The organism is Rubritalea spongiae (assembly GCF_042652385.1).
GTDB lineage: Bacteria > Verrucomicrobiota > Verrucomicrobiia > Verrucomicrobiales > Akkermansiaceae > Rubritalea > Rubritalea spongiae.
Genome location: NZ_JBHSJM010000001.1, coordinates 49,628 through 71,432, shown reverse-complemented (window position 1 = coordinate 71,432; position 21,805 = coordinate 49,628). Strand labels below are relative to the sequence as shown.

Here is a 21,805-nt window from a genome sequence, read left to right as displayed (position 1 = left end):
TTGGTTTAAGGCTGAAGATAGCCATCACTTCAATATAAAATACAATCTATGGAAACACGGGTTATCCCACTATGATCCAAATTACGTTGTGTTTTTGAACGTAGATGTCGACCTAAGATCAGACCTCCTTGGTATGACCTTTGACGAAGTTAGCACACTTTTTCCTGATCTAAGACTGGCCTGACCCCGCGCTTTGGACAGATCTAAACTGTAGATTCAGTGAAGATGTTGTTTCTTATTAGGTTAGGGATTAGTTCGCGTACAGACGGAGTGGAGGGCGTAGCCCGTAACGGAGTCTGTACGCTGCGCGCGAACTCATTGGGTGTGAGATAAGCCAACGAGCTATGGATGCGTTCATCGTTATACTCTTTTCGCCATCCTTCTAGCAAAATTTTAGCTTCTGCTAGAGAGTAGAAGATTTCACGATTCAGGAACTCATCGCGTAGCTTGTCGTGAAAGCTCTCGATGTAGCACTGCTCCCATGGTGAACCTAGTGTAATGTAGTGTGTTTGGATGCCTTGCTCTTTGAGCCAGTCTCGAATTTTGTAGGCTATAAACTCTGGACCATTATCACTACGAATGAACCGAGGAGGCCCATGCTCAACAATGAGCTCTTCTAGAACTTCAATTACGTCTTCGGCTCGGTAGCTATGACGAGGATTCAAGCTATGACATTGACGAGTGTATTCATCTAACACGCTTAAAATGCGGAAGCTCGACCCATGCTCTGTTTGATCGTAAACAAAGTCCCAGCTCCAGACTTCATTTTTTGCACTGGCGCGGAGTCGTTTGGGTTCATTTTCATTTACTCGTCTACTCTTGCGCTGCTTCTTGCGTACTTGTAGGCCGTGACGGCGACGTATCGCCTGTACACGCTTAGAGTTGATTTTATGGCCTTCTCGGCGCATCAAAGCGGTAATGCGCCTGTAGCCATAACGAGGGTTATCCTTGCTGAGCCTCAGAACCTCTCGCTCAAGCTCTATACTCTCAGGGCTACGTTGACTAACCCAATAAAAGCTAGATCGCTGTAAGCCTATCGCTCTACACACTTCACTTACTTTCGCAAACCCAGACTCTACTAGTGTGCGAACCACCGTCTTCTTGGCTGCCACACTTACCACTTTTTTGAGTTCACTTCCTTGAGTATGTCGATCTGCATCGCCTGATCAGCTATGATGCGCTTCATCCGCGCATTTTCCTCTTCTAAGGCTTTAAGCTTTCGAGCCTCGTTTACATCCATATCCCCATATTTACTCTTCCATAGGGAAATTGTTTGAGGACTCACATTATGCTCGGCACAGATTTCTTTACGACTCTTACCAGCTCGCAATTCTTGCAGGATTCTGACTTTTTGCTCTTCGCTAAAACGGCTTCTTTTCATGTTTTTCGATTTGGTTATATCACCAAATCTACATTTATGAACTGCACAGTTCTACGGGGTCAGGCCAAGACCTTATGAAGAGTCCAATGATGCTCAGCAAATGTACAGAGACTACTTGAAGTCAGACACCTCAGAACTCTATTGGATAGGAAACTCTAACTGGTATATCCAATTCAAAGATGGTGTAGTCTCTTCCATTGAATTAACTAAAGGCTAATCCATCCTCATCACTCAAAAACTGCCTTAGCGAACAAGACGCTGCACCCAACCACTCACCGTGGTTGAGTTCCGCTTTCCTCTCTGCTAATTCTAACTTTAAACCCACAGCGCAGTTTCCACGTAAAGTTCGTGGTTGGTGTGCTTTACGTTCTGCTAAATTTGCGCAGTTTATGATAAATCGCTCATTTTCAGTACATCCGATGCTTTTATTACTCTTCGGTTAGATGTCTTCTCTTTCTTCGATCATTCATTTCTCGAAGACATCTTCTCTACATTCGCGAATCGCAGACTCACGTTTTCTGAATTCTCAGATTTCACTCACTTCGTCTCAGCACGTCGCTTGCTAAATGAGCGATGGTTTCTCAGAATCAGGCTCAGCCTGTTGCTTTCTGAGTTCGAACATTCTCGGTTACTCCTCCAGCAAGTTACACGAAACATCACGGCTTTCATTCTTCACTGGTCACTCTATCATTTCCGCAGGGATCGCCTTGCAGAACAAGACGCTGCACCCAACCACTCACCGCGGTTGAGTTCCGCTCTCCTTTCTGGTAATTCTTACTTTAAACCCATAGCACAGTTCCTCGGCAAAGTTCGTGGTTGGTGTGCTTTACGTTCTGTTAAATTATGCGCTTCTTTCAGATTCGATCTCCATTCGTATAGCTATTCTGATCGCAGCATAGAAAACACCGCTCGTCGCTCATCTCAATTCTCCGTTGAAGCGTAATCACTTGTGAAGATCTCTTTTGGTCGGCTGCTAAACACGGTTTCTCATTCCCACGGTTTCAGATTTTAAAGCACTTTTTTGATTGTTCCTATTGGTTGAAGTTACCGATTTCAGTTTCGAACATTTCTGCCATTTGGCCTTCGAAATTTACAGATTTCTCGATCATTTCTCGAATTTGCTTTCACGGCATCATTACAATATTCAAAGCTGCAACTTCCCTAAATTGCCTTACAGAACAAGACGCTGCACCCAACCGCTCACCGCGGTTGAGTTCCGCGTCTCTCTCTGGTAATTCTCACTTTAAACCCATAGCGCAGTTTCCTCGTTTAGTTCGCGGTTGGTGTGCTTTACGTTATGCTAAAAAAAACGACACTCCTACTCTGGGCATCATACTCATTTCTTTTTGCTAATGACAAGTCACTTCCTGACTTCTCCAAAGCATTACCCAATGACACCTTTGAAGCTAAATCTGGCGGGAAGATCGTCACTAATTACCACTATCATACAAATAAAACACTGGATAAACTCATTACAGATCTAACAAAGTTTCTTGGTGATGGGTGGCCACTCGAGAACGCAGCTATTGAGCAAGTCGAACAACAGAAGATCATAAATAACAACCCAGACATTAATCATATTATTGCCTTTTCTCATCCAGATCTTCCTGACTTTACCATTGGGGCGACAATCTTCACTAACTCTGACAAAGTAGAACTTCACGGATCAGTACATGAGAGCCTTGTCACGATCGTTGTTGTCGACATGAAAGCTCATGAAAAATCGATGCGCACCGAATAAAACTGCCTTTGCATAACAAGACGCTGCACCCAACCGCTCACCGCGGTTGAGTTCCGCTTTCCTTTCTGATAATTCACACTTTAAACCCACAGCACAGGTTCCTCGGTTAGTTCGCGGTTGGTGTGCTTTACGTTCTGCTAAATATGAAACGTTTCCTCATACTACTATGCATTCTCTCTATCGTAGGGTGTGGTACATGGCTCAAACCCACTTACAAATATGAAGACTTCTCTATCATCAAAGCCTACCAAAAAGACGACACTAATCTCTACATAGAAGTATTCACAGGAGACAGCGCTACATGGCTATCAGATGCCAAAGTTTCAGAAAAAGACGACATCATCGAGATTTGCCTGCACTACACTTTAAGTGAGCCCGATACAAATTTCATAACTAACTCAAATGGTAATTCTGTTGGTCTAATCTACAGCACAAAACATCTATCTAAAAAACAAATACTCTATGTGGATGAAGCGGGTAAACAGGAACTATTTCTTCACAAGTGGAACGAAGATCTAATGAAGCTATACGTAAGCAGTCCCATCAACGATCCGTTAAAAAATTGACTCTGCAGAACAAGACGCTGCACCCAACCACTCACCGCGGTTGAGTTCCGCTCACCTTTCTGATAATTCTCACTTTAAACCCACAGCACAGTTTCCACGTAAAGTTCGTGGTTGGTGTGCTTCACGTTCTGCTAAATTTGCGCAGTTTATGATAAATCGCTCATTTTCAGAACATCCAGAGAATTTACTACACTTCAGTCAGCTACTTTCCCTTTCTCAGATCGTTCAGTTCTCGAAGACATTTTCTCTACATTCGCGAATCGCAGACTCACGTTTTATGAATGCTCAGATTTCACTCACTTCGTCTCAGCACGTCGCTTGCTAAATGAACGATGGTTTCTCAAAATCAGGCTCAGCATGTTGCTTTCTGAGTTCGAACATTCTCGGTTACTCCTCCAGCAGGTTGCACGAAACATCACGACTTTCCTTCTTCACTGGTCACTCTATCATTTCCGCAGGGATCGCCTTGCAGAACAAGACGCTGCACCCAACCGCTCACCGCGGTTGAGTTCCGCTTTCCTTTCTGATAATTCTCACTTTAAACCCATAGCACACATTCCTCGTATAGTTCGCGGTTGGTGTGCTTTACGTTCTCCTAAATGAAACCTGCATTAATTATTCACCTCAAACTAACACATCGAAATGAGTCCCGTTGAAGAGTGGTTTTTTTTACATTATCTAGGTATTGGTCTCCTGATTGCTTCATATCCAATAAGTAAATTTATGCACATACTCTTTCATTGGGCTAGAAGGTTAGGAAAAGTCGAATTTATTGGCACCAGTAAAGCCACTGACATCACTGTCCGCCACTTTGTGTTGGCTACCATTCTCGGTGGGATTACTTGGTTCATTACTGCTGAAGTCGTAAACCACAAAAAAAGAAACGGAGAACACCTAGAAGACTCCAATAGTTCGCCATCTTCGTCTCAAGCAAACTTCTGACTTCTAGCGTAAATAAAATTGCAGAACAAGACGCTGCACCCAACCACTCACCGCGGTTGAGTTCCGCTCTCCTTTCTGGTAATTCTTACTTTAAACCCACAGCACAGTTTCCACGTAAAGTTCGTGGTTGGTGTGCTTTACGTTCTACCAAATTAAAGATGACTATAGACATAAATAACTTACTATCTGGATTCATTGGCGCCGTTATCGCTCTACTTGGCGCTTTTGGAGTTGCGTGGTACCAGCAATACAAGACCGCGAAAGAAAATGAGAAGCAGAGGAAGCACGAGATGAATCTTTTCGCTGCTCAGAAAGCTCACGATAAGGATATGCAACGCCGCGAGAATAATATCCGGAATACTGGAATGGCTTCGCGGCGCGAGGTTGGGGGCGGCTAATAAATAGCAACATCCGAATAAGGATGAATGTAGTGAGGAAACCCACAATAAATGGCTGCCATCTAAACCACTCCATAAAATCACCTTGCAGAACAAGACGCTGCACCCAACCACTCACCGCTGTTACGTTTCCAATTAGTTTCATATAATTTCTTTCTATTTACGCGCACCACACATTCACAGGTTGAGTGAGTGGTTGGTGTGCTTTGCGTTAGGCTAAATATACACGCTCACTCCCACATGAACGACGAATACATACCGCTACTTAAATGGCGAATTCTCATTCTAGAGATATTCTTACTAGTAGCATTATCTTTCTTCTTAGCGTTTATGATGTTCTCCATACTGCCTGTATCCACAGCTCTCATCGTATCCATAATAAACCTCTCATCCTTTTGGTATTTCCGATATTCACTCACAGGCTCTCAACACATCACAAGAGTACTTTCTCTCTGGGTTGGTCTAACTGTAATCTCACTCGTACTTATTTCGACAGTTGGTAGATCTCCATTTAGGTGGCTTCTCGACTGGAACTAGCGCTATGAAATTGACTTGCCTAACAAGACGCTGCACCCAACCGCTTACCGCGGTTGAGTTCCGCTCCATTTTTGATACTTCTATCTTTAACCCAAAATCTCACACTGGCCTCCAACGGTCGCGGTTGGTGTGCTTTACGTTCTGTTAAATTGTGCGCTTCTTTCAGATTCGATCTCCATTCGTATAGCTATTCTGATCGCAGCATAGAAAACACCGCTCATCGCTCATCTCAATTCTCAGTTGAAGCGTAATCACTCGTGAAGATCTCTTTTGGTTGGCTGTGAAAACACAGTGTCTAATTCCCCAGATTTTAGATTTCAAAGCACTTATTTGATTGTTCCTGTTGGTTGAAGTTACCGATTTCAGTTTCGAACATTTCTGCCATTTGGCCTTCGAAGTTTACAGAGTTCTCGATCATTTCTCGAATTTGGTTTCACGACATCATCACAATATTCAAAGCTGCAACTTCCCTAAATTGCCTTACAGAACAAGACGCTGCACCCAACCGCTCACCGCGGTTGAGTTCCGCTTTCCTTTCTGGTAATTCTCACTTTAAACCCACAGCACAGTTTCCTCGTTTAGTTCGCGGTTGGTGTGCTTTACGTTATGCTAAATAAATCAGATCCACCCCGTATCATATTTGGTCAACCTTCACATGGTTGGATGACCATTACTGTGGATGAATTTAGATTCGATGCATCAGATGTTCCTTGTGATTCGCTTTACGGATTATGCAAAGCTCTAAATTCCATACTATCAGGATCTATAGATGCTTCTGTAGACTGGTCTTTAGAGCCTAATTATCTGGTATGGAAATTCACTAATAACACATCAAATTGTACTCTAATTATCACGGATCACAATGACACATTACTAGCTTCATTGGATGCCCCTACAGATAAATTGATTCGGTCAATCATAGAGGCTATCATTACTATCAAACCCTTCTTTGATCTCGATCAAGACCAGATAAATTGGTCATGGGATTATCCTTCTGATGCAATCCTTAACCTAAAAAATCGCCTTGCATAACAAGACGCTGCACCCAACCGCTTACCGCGGTTGAGTTCCGCTCCATTTCTGATAATTCCACCTTTCACCCAAAATCTCACACTGGCCCACAACGGTCGCGGTTGGTGTGCTTTACGTTCTGCTAAAAATTCAGTTTTTAGATCTGATAGACATTATTTCTGATTACGCTGTTTTTTGATTATTCCCCTAAATCCAGAGACATTATCTCAGTTTCTATGCCTGGAACAGAAACATCACTCTTTCTCGCTGACTGCTGTGGATAAGCGTATTGGAGTAGTTATTCATCCTCTTTGGATTATGCTGATTCACACTACACGACAAAAAATCACAACTGCTTGTTAGATAAAACCTTGACTACAAGTGCCATGCCGCAAAATAGGCATGTCTTTACACATTTCTATACTAACAACTCTGAGACAGCAGGTTGGAGGGAATCTTTCACGTCTCAAGTGTCTCGCTGACATTATTTTTGCGATCACAAAGTCTCGATCTGTCAATTTGGTGAAGCTGGCCACGGATAGCCAAATGGAGTGCTCACAAAGTAGTCGTTACCGTCGGTTCCAAAGGTTCTTTGCCACATGGGAACTGCCCATGCTCGCTATCACGCAACTCATTTTGGGAAAAATCCCTAAACCTAAGGATGGCTATATTTTGAGTATTGATCGAACCAATTGGCAGTTCGGTAAAACTCACATCAACATCCTAACTATCGGAGTGATTGTGGGAAAAATAGCTGTTCCTCTCGTTTGGCAAACCTTACCACAGACTTCCAAACGAGGGAACTCCAACACAAAGCTACGCATTGGGCTAATGAGTAAACTTCTCGAAGTTCTGCCTGCCAAGGACATTTACTTCATTGCTATGGATCGCGAATTCCACGGGAAGAGGTGGCTTGCTTGGTTAGACAAGAAGGAAGTTACTTTTGTGTTGCGAATCAAAGCAAATACCATTGTTGGTGATCTACTCGCTATGGAGTGTAAACGCTCGCGGGTAGAACGCCAAAGTATCTGGGGAATGAATCTCTATTTTGGTAAAAAAGAAGTTCGAACACAACGTACCCAAACGCTTTACGTCGTGAGTAACCGTTTCAAAAGTAAGAAAGCTCTGAACGCCTATCAGCGTCGCTGGGGTATTGAAGTACTCTTTGGTCACTTCAAAAAGAAAGGGCTCAACATAGAAGACACTCATCTAAGGGAAGCAAAAAGAGTCGACACACTAGTAGCCGTGGTCACCCTAAGCTTCTTCTTCTGTTTTAGTTGGGGAGTCATTTTGAAGCATAACAAAACCCTGCCTGCTTATATAAAACGCAAGAGTTACTTCAGGGCTGGCCTCGAGCATGTGATTGAAATGCTCAATCACCCCAAACGCTTAGAGCAACTGTGGAATCAGTTTTTAGGATGGATTGATAATGGAGCTTTTCCCAAAAAAATTGTCGTGTAGTGTGATGCTGATTAGTAGGTTCTCGTCATTACTAGCATACATCTCTACTCGGATATTTCTGGTACTTCTAGCATATGGGCATCACAGATTTTTTCTATTTGGCAGACATTCAGAGCTTTCATCCTTCCGCTATTGAAGCACAGGGTTTTGGCACTTTACACTTCACTCACAAACAAGGTTCTCTGGTTTTCACCGTCTGGCAGAACAAGACGCTGCACCCAACCGCTTATCGCGGTTGAGTTCCGCTCCATTTCTGGTAATTCTACCTCTCACTTAAAATCTCACACTGGCCTCCAACGGTCGCGGTTGGTGTGCTTTACGTTCGATTAAAATGATAACGCTTTTAGAAAAAACTCTGCCTCGCGAACAATTTATTGCTCTATGGTCAGATGAAGCTCCGTCATACAAAAAGGCGATCATAAAGATATCAGAATACCTTATCGATCAAGGCATTGAACACGTATCATCATTCGATTTAGAGATAACCCTATTAGAGCCGCCAAGATTCAAAGTTTCAGGGGTAGTAGATACAACTAACCAAACAAAGAAGCTCTCTTTAGAACTAGTTTGGCTTCCTAATCTAGATTGCTACAGAATTGGCTACTCGTTCTTAACCACACCTTCTCCACCAGTATCGCAAAAGACAGTTCAGCAAGTTATAGAGGCACTTGATTCCGCCTCATGTGACGATAAACATTTAACTATCGAAGGTCAGGTGTTCGAAGCTCTTGAAGGCTTTGATGAAGACTCAGAAGGTTCACATCTTATAGTTCCTGCAATTATTAGATTTTTCGAACGCTTCCCAGACCATGAAGACCAGTCTCTCATTCACATTGCATGGGATGCAAAACTAGAATCTGCGGTAATATTAGACTCATTACGAAGATCACCAAATATTTCTATGATCTGTATCGTTGAGGGAATCATCAATACTACTGAAGATGATTCGATTAAAGTATTCTGGACCGAACAGCTACGTACCATTCTCAAAGACTGTAGCGATGAAGATATCATAGAATACGCATCAGACCTCATTGGAGATACCCTAAACTGACCTTATCGAACAAGACGCTGCACCCAACCGCTTACCGCGGTTGAGTTCCGCTCTATTTCTGATAATTCCACCTTTCACCCAAAATCTCACACTGGCCTCCAACAGTCGCGGTTGGTGTGCTTTACGTTCTACTAAATTAGGTCGTTCCTTTGGTAATTGGAATGTTGCTAGATAAATTAATCATCATATCAACAGGCGATTGGACATCAGCTTCGAACTTCCAAACGCCTCAGATAGTTTTTGTACATTCGCGAATCGCAGTACTTCGCTTTCTTAATTAATAGTTCTAGCTGATTTCGTCTCAGTGCTTCGCAGATGACCATATTCAGAATTCAGGGCTTCACCTAGTTCGTCTCCAGATGATGGAATTACTTGACGCAGCACCAAACCAGAACTCCATAAATTGACTCTGTAGAACAAGACGCTGCACCCAACCACTCACCGTGGTTGAGTTCCGCTCTCCTCTCTGATAATTCTCACTTTAAACCCATAGCACAGTTCCTCGGCAGAGTTCGCGGTTGGTGTGCTTTACGTTCTGTTAAATTGTCCGCTTCTTTCAGATTCGATCTCCATTCGTAAAACTATTCTGATCGCAGCATAGAATGCACCGCTCGTCGCTCATCTCAATTCTCCGTTGACGCGTAATCACTCGTGAAGATCTCTTTTAGTTAGCTGCTAAACACGGTTTCTCATTCCCACAATTTCAGATTTTAAAGCACTTTTTTGATTGTTTCGATTGGTTGAAGTTACCGATTTCAGTTTCGAACATTTCTGCCATTTGGCCTTCAAAGATTACAGGTTTCTCGATCATTTCTCGAATTTGCTTTCACGGTATCATCACAATATTCAAAACTGCAACTTCCCTAAATTGCCTTACAGAACAAGACGCTGCACCCAACCGCTTACCGCGGTTGAGTTCCGCTAACATTTCTGATAATTCCTACTTTAAATCCACAGCACAGTTTCCTCGGTTAGTTCGCGGTTGGTGTGCTTTACGTTCTGCTAAATATGAACACCTCCACGAGACCAGCCACGTTATCTGACTTAGATTGGTTAGAGCCATTCTATGAAAACTTGATGCGCCCATATTACGAAGTCTCCATGAAGTGGGATCGCACTGTGTTCAGAAAGCATTTTGATCCTCATGAAGTTGAGATTATCACATTTGAAGATCAGGACATCGGCATGCTCAAAGTCCAGCATCATACAGATCACATTTATCTAGGCGACATTCAGATTTCACAGGAGTTCCAGAATATGGGCATTGGAAGTTCACTAATCGCCAATGTACTTGCGGAAGCTGATGAACAAAGCATTCCTGTTAGACTCAGAGTCCTAAAGTCCAACCCCGCACGAAACCTCTACACAAGAATGGGCTTTATAGAGCTTGAAGATGCTGGTCATGCTACTTTCATGATTAGACATTCCTCAAATCCTATCTCCACCCCATAAAATTGCCTCTGCAGAACAAGACGCTGCACCCAACCGCTTACCGCGGTTGAGTTCCGCTCCATTTCTGGTAATTCTATCTTTAACTCAAAACCTCACACTGGCCTCCAACGGTCGCGGTTGGTGTGCTTTACGTTAGGCTAAATATGAATATCCCACCCATCGTTAAGCCAATGATTAGAATTTTAGTCATTCTACAGCTATTACTCATTAGTTCATGCGAATATGCCACGTTCACATTGTCTAATAAGAACGGTGAGTCCAGCAGTTCAGTGATGGCATCACGAAAGAACGAGCTGTCAGTAACACTTCCCGAAGACCTACAGAATACACCAATTTCTCAGCTGAGCTTTGAGTTACTCCACAAACGTTCTGCTGAAGCAATTAGTGTACTTGATAGCTTTCCGCCCTATCCGACAGTCGACCCAAGCAAGAGCTATAAAAGCGTATTAGTATCGACCAAACCCAAGAACCTCAAATCTACAGATTACACTCTCAACATTTACCTAGATAACAAACTATATGAAACTCACACTCTGGAACTTCGCCGTGAGTTTGTAACCATTCTCGATTACTAAGACACTAAGCCCTAAAACTGACTTGCCTAACAAGACGCTGCACCCAACCACTCACCGTGGTTGAGTTCCGCTCCCCTCTCTGGTAATTCTCACTTTAAACCCACAGCACAGTTCCTCGGCAAAGTTCGTGGTTGGTGTGCTTTACGTTCTACTAAATTAATCATGCCTCTAGACGTATTTCAGAAAATTGAACATGACTTTAAATCCGATGCCCCGACCGTTCATGAACGACTAAAGGAACTCGACGCTCAAACTAAAGGTCTGATTTCTAATCGGTTGCTTAGATCTATAATCTATTTAGCTGATGGCGATTTCAAAAAACTCGAACTCTACATTCAACAAGCTCGTAAAGACTGGAGAGATGTACTTTGGCAAGCGGAGTACGACTCACCCGACAGTCAAAAACAAAGTAGGGATTTCAACAAAACATTCCACGATCTAAACCTACTCTAACATCAATCTAAGCTCCTTAAATCGCCTTGGTAGAACAAGACGCTGCACCCAACCACTCACCGTGGTTGAGTTCCGCTCACCTCTCGGGTAATTCTCACTTTAAACACTCAGCACAGGTTCACGGTAAAGTTCGTGGCTGGTGTGCTTTACGTTCTGCTAAATTATGAAAGCCTTAGAAGAAATACGGTCATTCCTCCATGATCAAACGCTTTTCTCATCAGATAAATACCTACATTCAGATTTTGAAGTCGTCACAGATGCTAGTCTAGCCGAAGAGTTACAGTCATCACAATTAGTGGAATCTCCTTATCAGGTTTATAACGACTTCTTCGAGATGCAGTGTTCCAAACTTTATGTAGAACCATCTGAGGCTGCAGACTACTACATCTATCAACACGCTAGTGAACTCATAGATATCTGGCGTTATATATGGGATTATAGATCTTACGGAGATTTCATTGACCAAATACTTTGGGACTTATCTTCCATTATTAAATCCGAAGCCAAACACGGAGAAGTAACTGGTTTTTGGAAAGATGTTTTAGACATCTACAGAGATGGAGCTATGCCTTGCGGAGTAACTGAATCAGGTTCTCTCTTAATTCATAGTCCTGCAGTATCTGAGATTCAGTTAAGCCCAGTTGGAGAGAAACGCAGAGCATACGATCTAAAGAAGAAAACTAAAAGATTAGAAGAAATCGACCCGTTAATAAATTGACTCTGCAGAACAAGACGCTGCACCCAACCGCTTACCGCGGTTGAGTTCCGCTCCATTACTGGTAGTTCTACCTTATAACCAAAATCTCACACTGGCCTCCAACGGTCGCGGCTGGTGTGCTTTACGTTCTGCTAAATAAAACTATGTACAACATTAAACCAGGTAGAGGCCCGTCAATGGGTGGCGGATTCATGAGTATTTTTGCAGCTATCTTCGGAGTCTTCTGGACAATCGGAGCTACATCAATGGGAGCTCCCAGTATGTTTACAGCTTTCGGGGTAATATTTATAATGGCTGCTATTGGTTCCGCTATTTTTAATTTTTACAACGCTACATCAAAAAATCGGTTTAGCACGTTTGAGGTCACTCGCTCTAATGATGAACCCGATCCATTATCACCCAAAAGAACCAGCTCTGGAGTACCACCTGCTAATAGAACCTCTTTTTGTCCATACTGTGGAACCTCACTGAAAGAAGACTACAAGTTCTGTCCAAAGTGCGGTAAGAACATCTGAATTAGTCTTGCAGAACAAGACGCTGCACCCAACCGCTCACCGCGGTTGAGCTCCGCTAACATTTCTGATAATTCCTACTTTAAACCCACAGTACAGTTTCCTCGGTTAGTTCGCGGTTGGTGTGCTTTACGTTCGGCTAAATATTGACGTTCTAGGTAAATATTGTAGCTTTCTGGTATGAGCACAGTTGAAGCTATTGAAGAGGCTGTAGAACAGCTTGGAAAACACGATTTGGCAGCATTCCGTGAGTGGTTTCATACCTTTGAAGCCGCTGAATGGGACGCTCAAATTGAACGTGATCTTAGTAGTGGAAAATTAGATAGTTTAGCCGATGAGGCTATTGCAGAATTCCGTTCAGGAAAAACACGCAAGCTATAGTCTAGTGGATCATTACGCTACTAGTAAGTTCTGGAATGCATACGAAAAGCTTCCAGCTAAGGTTCAAAGTGTAGCCGATGAAAACTTCGGGTTATTGAAGAAAGATCCATTCCACCCTTCATTGCATTTTAAGAAAGTCGGTCGCTTTTGGTCTGTCCGTGCAGGTATTAAGTATCGAGCACTAGGTGTCAGAGTTGATGGTTCCATGACTTGGTTCTGGATTGGCAGTCATGCAGATTACGACCGGTTAATCTCATAAATTGCCTTTGCCGAACAAGACGCTGCACCCAACCGCTCACCGCGGTTGAGTTCCTCTTTCCTTTCTGGTAATTCTAACTTTAAACCCACAGCACAGTTTCCTCGGTTAGTTCGCGGTTGGTGTGCTTTACGTTCGTCTAAATTACCACTTGCAGAACAAAAAGTGCTACTTTAGTGTCACCACATGAGAGCTGAACTTGTAACCACTTTAAAAAGAAAAGCTACTGACATCATTGCGCAGATATCTGAAGAGCATGAGCCTGTACTCATTACTCAACATGGATTACCTGCCGCATACTTAGTTGATGTAGAGACCTACGAATCTATGGAAGCTAGAATCCACCTTCTTGAAGGTATCGCCAAAGGAGAAAAGGCGATCAAAGATGGTCGAGTCGTTCCACATGATGAAGCGTCAAAAAGAATGTCCAGATGGCTAGATTAGTTTGGGCTGAGCCTGCACTCCAAGATCTAGAGCAAATTGCAGATCACATAGCTCTGGATAATGAACGTGCCGCAAAAGAACTCATTAAACTAGTTTTTGAGAAGGCTAGCTTACTCGAGACCTTTCCTGAGATGTGTCCTGTACCTCACGATTTAAGTGACACTGAATATCGTCACCTTATTGTGAGTCCTTTGCGCATATTTTACAGAGTTGAAAGCGACACTGTTTACATTGTGTACGTTATGAGATTTGAGAAGCTACTACGTCTTGAAGACATCGAAGCTCGTAAACTGACTTGACGAACAAGACGCTGCACCCAACCACTCATCGTGGTTAAGTTCCGCTCCCCTCTCTGGTAATTCTCACTTTAAACCCACAGCACAGTTTCACGGCAGAGTTCGTAGTTGGTGTGCTTTACGTTCTACTAAATTTACACACTTCTATGAACAAACACATACTACTAACAGCAATTCCTGTTGCTCTATTCATGAGCTCATGCTCTTCACAAACTACATCTTCATCTCCCTACAAAACAATCAGTGGCATGAAGATACCTGCTAGCAAACAAGTCAGCTCAGCAGATGCTAAGGCAATTGAAGACATTTTCACGAAGCGCTATTCCAACCTAAAAGTTACATCCATGATGCACATTACGCCGACAACAGTCTCGGTGCATTCTAAAGATGAGCTTATTGCATTTGTTACTCCCGCTCCTACTCTTTTCGAGAAGAAGAATGGCCAGTGGGCAATAGCTCGACCACGCTAAATTGCCTCTGTAGAACAAGACGCTGCACCCAACCGCTCACCGCGGTTGAGTTCCGCGTCTTTCTCTGGTAATTCACACTCTAAACCCATAGCGCAGTTCCTCGGCAATGTTCGCGGTTGGTGTGCTTTACGTTAGGCTAAAAATACACTGCGTAATGAAAATCCCCCTCATCATACTAATATTTAGTCTTCCATGCCCATCATATGGTTCGAAGCAAATTGCTGACCCTTTGAAAATCAACGGAAAAACTATCTACGTTTTAGACTTCAAACTCAACGACGAACTAAAAAGTCAGGTAGACCACTATACACAAGGAGGTGGTTCTACAGCCAACAAGGATGGTTTCTATGCTGAATTCGAGGTTGTAGACAAAAAGCTCTATATAACAAAGCTTGAAGTTCTTGATACGAGAACTCGTGACCTCAAACTCATTTCAATTCCTCTAGGTGAAAAATCTAGGCTTTTTGCTTCATGGTTTTCAGGTGTTTTGAATAGAAGGTACGGGAGAGGACAAAACTTATACATGCCACCACTCGTCGATATTTATACCTTCAAAGATGGCGTTCTTAAATCGGTAACTACTAAACAAGTCGGGAAATTTGAATCATCTCCTGTTAGACCACCTATTCCACCACAGCCTTACCCTTCTACCAAACAAAACTGACTTGCCTAACAAGACGCTGCACCCAACCACTCACCGTGGTTGAGTTCCGCTCACCTTTCTGATAATTCTCACTTTAAACCCACAGCACAGTTCCTCGGCAAAGTTCGTGGTTGGTGTGCTTTACGTTCTCCTAAATGAAACTTCACTTCACACTCACTGATAAAGACTGTCTCAACTTTAGTGAGCGATTTTATCAAAGGTCTCCATCACATCAGAAGATTAAGCGAAGATCACAGCTTGTATTTCCAATCATGATGGTTGGATTTGGCCTGACCCCGTAGAACTGTGCAGTTCATAAATGTAGATTTGGTGATATAACCAAATCGAAAAACATGAAAAGAAGCCGTTTTAGCGAAGAGCAAAAAGTCAGAATCCTGCAAGAATTGCGAGCTGGTAAGAGTCGTAAAGAAATCTGTGCCGAGCATAATGTGAGTCCTCAAACAATTTCCCTATGGAAGAGTAAATATGGGGATATGGATGTAAACGAGGCTCGAAAGCTTAAAGCCTTAGAAGAGGAAAATGCGCGGATGAAGCGCATCATAGCTGATCAGGCGATGCAGATCGACATACTCAAGGAAGTGAACTCAAAAAAGTGGTAAGTGTGGCAGCCAAGAAGACGGTGGTTCGCACACTAGTAGAGTCTGGGTTTGCGAAAGTAAGTGAAGTGTGTAGAGCGATAGGCTTACAGCGATCTAGCTTTTATTGGGTTAGTCAACGTAGCCCTGAGAGTATAGAGCTTGAGCGAGAGGTTCTGAGGCTCAGCAAGGATAACCCTCGTTATGGCTACAGGCGCATTACCGCTTTGATGCGCCGAGAAGGCCATAAAATCAACTCTAAGCGTGTACAGGCGATACGTCGCCGTCACGGCCTACAAGTACGCAAGAAGCAGCGCAAGAGTAGACGAGTAAATGAAAATGAACCCAAACGACTCCGCGCCAGTGCAAAAAATGAAGTCTGGAGCTGGGACTTTGTTTACGATCAAACAGAGCATGGGTCGAGCTTCCGCATTTTAAGCGTGTTAGATGAATACACTCGTCAATGTCATAGCTTGAATCCTCGTCATAGCTACCGAGCCGAAGACGTAATTGAAGTTCTAGAAGAGCTCATTGTTGAGCATGGGCCTCCTCGGTTCATTCGTAGTGATAATGGTCCAGAGTTTATAGCCTACAAAATTCGAGACTGGCTCAAAGAGCAAGGCATCCAAACACACTACATTACACTAGGTTCACCATGGGAGCAGTGCTACATCGAGAGCTTTCACGACAAGCTACGCGATGAGTTCCTGAATCGTGAAATCTTCTACTCTCTAGCAGAAGCTAAAATTTTGCTAGAAGGATGGCGAAAAGAGTATAACGATGAACGCATCCATAGCTCGTTGGCTTATCTCACACCCAATGAGTTCGCGCGCAGCGTACAGACTCCGTTACGGGCTACGCCCTCCACTCCGTCTGTACGCGAACTAATCCCTAACCTAATAAGAAACAACATCTTCACTGAATCTACAGTTTAGATCTGTCCAAAGCGCGGGGTCAGGCCAATACAGAAGAGAAACAAATCCTATCGTATCTGGATCGGTATATTGCTAACTCGAAAGAACATGCATGGTCTTCCTACCCAAAGAGCTGGGATAACGGAAAGTACTTTTATTTCGGCACTTGGGCATTTGAAGCCGCTGCTGTCAGCGCTGTCACTGACATCGACGATACTATCTACCGAGATCATCCATACTACCCAAAAGAGCTAGTAGATAATTACCTGTGCACACCTTAAAAACTGCTCTTGTCGAACAAGACGCTGCACCCAACCGCTCACCGCGGTTGAGTTCCACTAACATTACTGATAATTCCTACTTTAAACCCACAGCGCAGTTTCCTCGGTTAGTTCGCGGCTGGTGTGCTTTACGTTAGACTAAAATAGACAACCATGTCAAAGCACCCCATATTTCGAGACTACTTAGAAAAGCCAATTCCTGAGATATTCAAGGCTGCTGAGCTACTTAGCAAAGCTGTTGATGCACATATTGGCGGAGATCCCCGCACTGCTAATAATCTCCTAAAGTTGGCAGACTACCCTGAAATCTATGACTGGACTGAGAGACTATGGGGGAAAAACAGTTTCCGACGTCATTATGAATTAGATGAACCACTACCAATTATCCCCAAAGAAGAACGACTCAAGCCGAGAATGCCTAGAGCTGCACATAAGCGAGAGATAATTGAACGTGATGGGTATTATTGTCGATTCTGTGGTATTCCAGTGATTCCGAGAGAGGTCTGCAAGTTTCTAGTTGAATTATATCCCGAAGCAATGCGATGGGGACCTGCTAACAAAGATCGTCATACGGCATTACTCGCAATGGATATGGTTTTTGATCACGTTCTTCCACATTCAAGAGGTGGAAGCAGCTATCCAAATAATATGGTTGTCGCCTGTCAGCCATGTAATTGTGGACGAATGGAAAACACTCTTGAGGAGATGGGAATGTCAGACCCGATGACTAGAGAGATGAAAATTGGTTCTTGGGATGGCTTGACAAGATTATTAAAGACTTAACAAAAACTCCTAACGTCACCAATGGTCTAACAAGACGCTGCACCCAACCACTGACCGCGGTTGCGCGCTGCTCTCCTCTCAGATTATTCAAACTTTAAAACCCATAGCACAGATTCACTGGTGGAAGTCAGTGGTTGGTGTGCTTTACGTTCTGTTAAATTGTACGCTTCTTTCAGATTCGATCTCCATTCGTAAAGCTATTCTGATCGCAGCATAGGAAACACCACTCGTTGCTCATCTCTATTCTCCGTTGACGCGTAATCACTCGTGAAGATCTCTTTTGGTCAGCTGTGAAAACACAGTGTCTAATTCCCCAGATTTTAGATTTCAAAGCACTTATTTGATTGTTCCTGTTGGTTAAATTTACCGATTTCAGTTTCGACCATTTCTGCCATTTGGCCTTCGAAATTTACAGAGTTCTCGATCATTTCTCGAATTTGCTTTCACGACATCATCACAATATTCAAAGCTGCAACTTCCCTAAATTGCCTTACAGAACAAGACGCTGCACCCAACCGCTTACCGCGGTTGAGTTCCGCTCCATTTCTGATAATTCTATCTTTAACCCAAAATCTCACACTGGCCCACAACGGTCGCGGTTGGTGTGCTTTACGTTAGTCTAAAATGAACAAGCGCCAGATAAATATAACGGATAAAGACATCAAAAAGGTGATTTCATTTGAAGGATTTACCCCTGAACAATCAAAGGTCGTAGAAGACTTAGAAGAAAATTTATCCATCAAGTTTCCCGATACTCTTAAGCGAATATGGGCGATGGAAGAAGAAGCTTCAATCTTTGTTGAGAATTCATACTCGGGCCCATCTGGTTTTGACTTCTTAGCTCTTAAAGAAGGTCACATAGAATATATCTCTTCAACCATTCTAGAAATCTACGATTTAGCCTTTCGAGATAAAGACCCGAAAGTTATTCCTATTGCTCATGAAGGGAACGGAGACTATCTCGTACTTGATTACAGAGTTCACGAAGATCCAGTCGTCTTAGAATACAATCTTGAAAATGGGTACAAAGACAACCCATACTACTATTTAGCTGTTTCTTTTGATGAGTACATTGACCGAGGACAGAAGCGCAATTCCAAGTATTACAAGAAACTAGATAAGGATTTAGATAAGGACGAGTTACACAAGCATATCGGATTCACTGCTCTTGACTAACAAGACGCTGCACCCAACCGCTCACCGCGATTGAGTTCCGCTTTCCTTTCTGGTAATTCTCACTTTAAACCCATAGCACAGTTTCCACGTAAAGTTCGCGGTTGGTGTGCTTTACGTTAGCTTAAATATGTCAGCCTTTACTCCAGCTCGTTACATTGAAGAAGTAATCCAAGAGATTAAGAACGAATGCAGATGCGCTGTTCCAGGATTCCAGAAAATTATCAGCTTCAACTTTGAAGACTACGGTATTTCCCCAACTCTTTTATGGGACGCTGAGATTTTGATTCAACATGTGATACGTGACGGTGATTTCGTTCCCATGGACGAAGGTATTCAGAGACATGGAGATTCAATACGCCACTTTAAATGTAAATCCTGTGGACGCATTTGTACTGAGACGTACACTGAGTACAGCATCAACATGTATAGATCATTTGTCATATTTGACGAAGACCTCCGTTCATCCAAAATAAACTATGCTCTAGGTTATCGTGGCTTTGAACAAAGCGATTTCGATAAGATCACTGATTTTATTAAGTCGACCGACGATGCAAACTATATCGCGAACCTCACAAAACTGCCTTAGCTAACAAGACGCTGCACCCAACCACTCACCGTGGTTGAGTTCCGCTCACCCTTCTGATAATTCTCACTTTAAACCCACAGCACAGGTTCACGGCAGAGTTCGTGGCTGGTGTGCTTTACGTTAGCCTAAAAAGTAATGAGCAAAACATCTCTATGGAGGTTACTAATCCTATTGGCGATACTCTCTGTAGTCATCACTCTAAACATCGTGAAATATAGTTCTACACCAGACACGAAAACAGGCCTTTCGACTACAGGAGGCGATGTCTTTGATGTACTCATAGAGACTCCCTTATATCGACAACATGATGATTTATGGGCGACAACAAGTCTCGGAGGAACTGATGACACCATCTCCTCGCATGGCTGCACTGTTTGTTCCACAGCTATGTCACTTAGTGCCCACGGCTATAAAATAACACCTTTGGAACTAAATAATGAGCTAATTTCCCATCAAGGCTTCACTGAAAACGCCCTCTTAATATGGAGTGCCATTTCATCAGTAACAGATGGAAAGTTTTCCGTCATAGTAGAAGATAGCCCTTCACATGAAGATATAGATCAGCAGCTAAAGCTAGGTAATCCGGTAATAGCTAAAGTTCTCTACAAGAACGTAATATTTCATTGGGTGCTCATTACCGGCAAAAACTCCGAAGGTTACATCATCCAAGATCCGCTATCTAAAAGAGGTTCGAACATTGATATGAGCGATTATGAGAGTGGCATATTCACCATAAGGTTCCTCAAAGTGAATTAGATCTTTATCCACATACTCATCCTTCACGACCCACCAAAACTGCCCTTGGCTAACAAGACGCTGCACCCAACCGCTCACCGCGGTTGAGTTTCGCTCCATTTCTGGTAATTCCATCATTAATCCAAAATCTCACACTGGCCTCCAACGGTCGCGGTTGGTGTGCTTTACGTTAGGCTAAATAAAAACATGTTCAGATCATCTCGTATAAGTAACGTGCACAAAAGAATCCTCAAAGAGTTTCCTGAGATAGACTCAAACTCCGCTTATTCATTGGCTGAATCCTACATCGACCATTTTCCTAAATTTGATTTACGGGCCACTTTAAAAGTCCTTTTTCAGTGTTTAGCTTTCGGTGCTGTTTACGCTGTCACTCTTTCAATTTTTGAACGAATCAACCCTGAATCAGTTGTCATTAAGAATGTTGTCTTATTCACTCTTTTCGGACTGTTGGCTTTCTGGATGAAGAGAGATGAAACTAAACTAATTCGGAACTTTGTAGAGACTCGCACCTTACAAAACTGACTTGCCTAACAAGACGCTGCACCCAACCGCTTACCGCGGTTGAGTTCCGCTCCATTTCTGGTAATTCTAACATTAACTCAAAATCTCACACTGGCCTCCAACGGTCGCGGCTGGTGTGCTTTACGTTCGCTTAAATATGAAATCAATAACTACCGCATTGGTGACAGCTATCTGTTTGACAGAGATAGTTTCTGCTCAATCAAATCAAATCTATAAAGAACATAAGTCTGAAGACATCATTGCTACAGATTTGAATAAACACCACCCTATGGAACCTAATGGAGTTCTGGTTCCTCTAACGCATTCTTTCAGGGAACAAGCTAAAGTTGATAGATCAGTAGCATTGGATACATATTTTAAGTCACTCATTACACTCATAAACACTGCAGACAAGGTTATCTTACATTCACTAGACTATAAAAATCCCATTGCTCATAACTTCATGGATGTTGTCGAAAAACCGAATGAAGTATTTCTAGATCTTATAGTTAAGGACTTATATCCAATTTCTGATTCTGTTCAGCTTCCGAAGGAACAAAAAAAAGAGTTTCTGAAAGAATTTATAGAACAACTTTCTGAAGAACAAATAGAGAAAAACGCCCAAAGTGACTACATTCCTGTATACGGAATTGAAATAATTAAAGACGAAGAACCCATTTATTATGGAACATTATGTCCCATAAATAAAAACTTCATTATAGTTATACCTGATGACACCTGTCATATTAGCACAAACTCAGGTATGTTAGACTTATTGGCCAACATCTTCCCTATTTCTGATGAAGACCGTAAATTTTTAGAAAGTGACCGTTTTAAAAATGGCAATAATCCATACACCAAAGCATTACATAACCCCAAAAATTAACTCTAGCGAACAAGACGCTGCACCCAACCACTCAC

Annotated in this window: 30 protein-coding genes; 28 read left to right on the top strand and 2 right to left on the bottom strand. The window is 42.8% G+C overall.

The window, feature by feature from the left end; genetic code table 11:
• Nucleotides 1–203: 203 nt before the first annotated feature.
• On the bottom strand, nt 204–1,112 hold the full coding sequence (locus ACFPK9_RS00470) for an IS3 family transposase (protein WP_377092530.1): 909 nt from the start codon (nt 1,110–1,112) through the stop codon (nt 204–206).
• 2 nt (nt 1,113–1,114) lie between these two features.
• Entirely contained in the window at nt 1,115–1,381 is a 267-nt protein-coding gene (locus tag ACFPK9_RS00465; protein ID WP_377092531.1) for a transposase, read from the bottom strand.
• Nucleotides 1,382–1,947: 566 nt separating this feature from the next.
• On the opposite strand from ACFPK9_RS00465, the gene ACFPK9_RS00460 reads away from it, so the two are divergent.
• The 28 genes from ACFPK9_RS00460 (at nt 1,948) to ACFPK9_RS00325 (ending at nt 21,770) form a co-directional block, all read left to right on the top strand.
• Nucleotides 1,948–2,130: a hypothetical protein gene (locus tag ACFPK9_RS00460; protein ID WP_377092510.1), complete on the top strand. Its 183-nt coding sequence runs from the start codon at nt 1,948–1,950 to the stop codon at nt 2,128–2,130.
• A gap of 548 nt (nt 2,131–2,678) precedes the next feature.
• Nucleotides 2,679–3,122, top strand: coding sequence for a hypothetical protein (locus tag ACFPK9_RS00455; protein ID WP_377092550.1), 444 nt, complete (start codon nt 2,679–2,681; stop codon nt 3,120–3,122).
• 143 nt (nt 3,123–3,265) lie between these two features.
• Nucleotides 3,266–3,688 carry a hypothetical protein gene (locus tag ACFPK9_RS00450; RefSeq protein ID WP_377092549.1) on the top strand — a complete coding sequence of 141 codons (423 nt, stop codon included), beginning with the start codon at nt 3,266–3,268 and terminating at the stop codon, nt 3,686–3,688.
• 325 nt (nt 3,689–4,013) lie between these two features.
• Nucleotides 4,014–4,196, top strand: coding sequence for a hypothetical protein (locus ACFPK9_RS00445; protein ID WP_377092548.1), 183 nt, complete (start codon nt 4,014–4,016; stop codon nt 4,194–4,196).
• Nucleotides 4,197–4,411: 215 nt separating this feature from the next.
• Nucleotides 4,412–4,630 (top strand): hypothetical protein, encoded by a 219-nt coding sequence (locus ACFPK9_RS00440; RefSeq protein ID WP_377092547.1) that lies wholly within the window; start codon nt 4,412–4,414, stop codon nt 4,628–4,630.
• Between the two features lie 158 nt (nt 4,631–4,788).
• Nucleotides 4,789–5,028 carry a hypothetical protein gene (locus ACFPK9_RS00435; RefSeq protein ID WP_377092546.1) on the top strand — a complete coding sequence of 80 codons (240 nt, stop codon included), beginning with the start codon at nt 4,789–4,791 and terminating at the stop codon, nt 5,026–5,028.
• 1,143 nt (nt 5,029–6,171) lie between these two features.
• Nucleotides 6,172–6,597, top strand: coding sequence for a hypothetical protein (locus tag ACFPK9_RS00430; RefSeq protein WP_377092545.1), 426 nt, complete (start codon nt 6,172–6,174; stop codon nt 6,595–6,597).
• A 381-nt stretch (nt 6,598–6,978) separates the two neighbouring features.
• A complete protein-coding gene (locus ACFPK9_RS00425; RefSeq protein ID WP_377092544.1) occupies nt 6,979–8,037 on the top strand; it encodes an IS4 family transposase in 1,059 nt (352 codons plus the stop codon).
• Between the two features lie 331 nt (nt 8,038–8,368).
• The gene (locus ACFPK9_RS00420) at nt 8,369–9,091 is read left to right on the top strand and encodes a hypothetical protein (protein ID WP_377092543.1); all 723 of its coding nucleotides are present in this window, start codon (nt 8,369–8,371) and stop codon (nt 9,089–9,091) included.
• 1,008 nt (nt 9,092–10,099) lie between these two features.
• Nucleotides 10,100–10,543, top strand: a complete 444-nt coding sequence (locus ACFPK9_RS00415; protein ID WP_377092542.1) for a GNAT family N-acetyltransferase — start codon at nt 10,100–10,102, stop codon at nt 10,541–10,543.
• A 272-nt stretch (nt 10,544–10,815) separates the two neighbouring features.
• Complete coding sequence (locus tag ACFPK9_RS00410; RefSeq protein WP_377092541.1) at nt 10,816–11,118, top strand: hypothetical protein; 303 nt, start codon at nt 10,816–10,818, stop codon at nt 11,116–11,118.
• A gap of 162 nt (nt 11,119–11,280) precedes the next feature.
• Complete coding sequence (locus ACFPK9_RS00405) at nt 11,281–11,571, top strand: hypothetical protein (RefSeq protein ID WP_377092540.1); 291 nt, start codon at nt 11,281–11,283, stop codon at nt 11,569–11,571.
• Nucleotides 11,572–11,734: 163 nt separating this feature from the next.
• Nucleotides 11,735–12,289 carry a hypothetical protein gene (locus ACFPK9_RS00400; protein WP_377092539.1) on the top strand — a complete coding sequence of 185 codons (555 nt, stop codon included), beginning with the start codon at nt 11,735–11,737 and terminating at the stop codon, nt 12,287–12,289.
• A gap of 143 nt (nt 12,290–12,432) precedes the next feature.
• Entirely contained in the window at nt 12,433–12,804 is a 372-nt protein-coding gene (locus ACFPK9_RS00395; RefSeq protein ID WP_377092538.1) for a zinc ribbon domain-containing protein, read from the top strand.
• Nucleotides 12,805–12,981: 177 nt separating this feature from the next.
• A complete protein-coding gene (locus tag ACFPK9_RS00390; protein WP_377092537.1) occupies nt 12,982–13,182 on the top strand; it encodes a hypothetical protein in 201 nt (66 codons plus the stop codon).
• A gap of 4 nt (nt 13,183–13,186) precedes the next feature.
• On the top strand, nt 13,187–13,441 hold the full coding sequence (locus ACFPK9_RS00385; RefSeq protein ID WP_377092536.1) for a hypothetical protein: 255 nt from the start codon (nt 13,187–13,189) through the stop codon (nt 13,439–13,441).
• A gap of 183 nt (nt 13,442–13,624) precedes the next feature.
• Entirely contained in the window at nt 13,625–13,882 is a 258-nt protein-coding gene (locus tag ACFPK9_RS00380; protein WP_377092535.1) for a type II toxin-antitoxin system Phd/YefM family antitoxin, read from the top strand.
• The gene (locus ACFPK9_RS00375; protein ID WP_377092534.1) at nt 13,870–14,181 is read left to right on the top strand and encodes a type II toxin-antitoxin system RelE/ParE family toxin; all 312 of its coding nucleotides are present in this window, start codon (nt 13,870–13,872) and stop codon (nt 14,179–14,181) included. Before ACFPK9_RS00380 ends, ACFPK9_RS00375 begins: the two co-directional genes overlap by 13 nt.
• Nucleotides 14,182–14,426: 245 nt before the next feature.
• Entirely contained in the window at nt 14,427–14,648 is a 222-nt protein-coding gene (locus ACFPK9_RS00370; protein ID WP_377092533.1) for a hypothetical protein, read from the top strand.
• Between the two features lie 154 nt (nt 14,649–14,802).
• The gene (locus ACFPK9_RS00365; RefSeq protein WP_377092532.1) at nt 14,803–15,312 is read left to right on the top strand and encodes a hypothetical protein; all 510 of its coding nucleotides are present in this window, start codon (nt 14,803–14,805) and stop codon (nt 15,310–15,312) included.
• Between the two features lie 332 nt (nt 15,313–15,644).
• Nucleotides 15,645–15,911: a transposase gene (locus tag ACFPK9_RS00360; RefSeq protein ID WP_377092531.1), complete on the top strand. Its 267-nt coding sequence runs from the start codon at nt 15,645–15,647 to the stop codon at nt 15,909–15,911.
• Nucleotides 15,912–15,913: 2 nt separating this feature from the next.
• Entirely contained in the window at nt 15,914–16,822 is a 909-nt protein-coding gene (locus ACFPK9_RS00355) for an IS3 family transposase (RefSeq protein WP_377092530.1), read from the top strand.
• Nucleotides 16,810–17,082: a PoNe immunity protein domain-containing protein gene (locus tag ACFPK9_RS00350; protein ID WP_377096522.1), complete on the top strand. Its 273-nt coding sequence runs from the start codon at nt 16,810–16,812 to the stop codon at nt 17,080–17,082. Before ACFPK9_RS00355 ends, ACFPK9_RS00350 begins: the two co-directional genes overlap by 13 nt.
• 153 nt (nt 17,083–17,235) lie before the next feature.
• Nucleotides 17,236–17,865 carry an HNH endonuclease gene (locus ACFPK9_RS00345; RefSeq protein ID WP_377092529.1) on the top strand — a complete coding sequence of 210 codons (630 nt, stop codon included), beginning with the start codon at nt 17,236–17,238 and terminating at the stop codon, nt 17,863–17,865.
• A gap of 624 nt (nt 17,866–18,489) precedes the next feature.
• Complete coding sequence (locus ACFPK9_RS00340) at nt 18,490–19,041, top strand: SMI1/KNR4 family protein (RefSeq protein ID WP_377092528.1); 552 nt, start codon at nt 18,490–18,492, stop codon at nt 19,039–19,041.
• Between the two features lie 127 nt (nt 19,042–19,168).
• Nucleotides 19,169–19,627 (top strand): hypothetical protein, encoded by a 459-nt coding sequence (locus ACFPK9_RS00335; RefSeq protein WP_377092527.1) that lies wholly within the window; start codon nt 19,169–19,171, stop codon nt 19,625–19,627.
• A 207-nt stretch (nt 19,628–19,834) separates the two neighbouring features.
• Nucleotides 19,835–20,383: a C39 family peptidase gene (locus tag ACFPK9_RS00330; RefSeq protein WP_377092526.1), complete on the top strand. Its 549-nt coding sequence runs from the start codon at nt 19,835–19,837 to the stop codon at nt 20,381–20,383.
• A gap of 658 nt (nt 20,384–21,041) precedes the next feature.
• The gene (locus ACFPK9_RS00325) at nt 21,042–21,770 is read left to right on the top strand and encodes a hypothetical protein (protein WP_377092525.1); all 729 of its coding nucleotides are present in this window, start codon (nt 21,042–21,044) and stop codon (nt 21,768–21,770) included.
• The last annotated feature ends 35 nt before the right edge of the window (nt 21,771–21,805 follow it).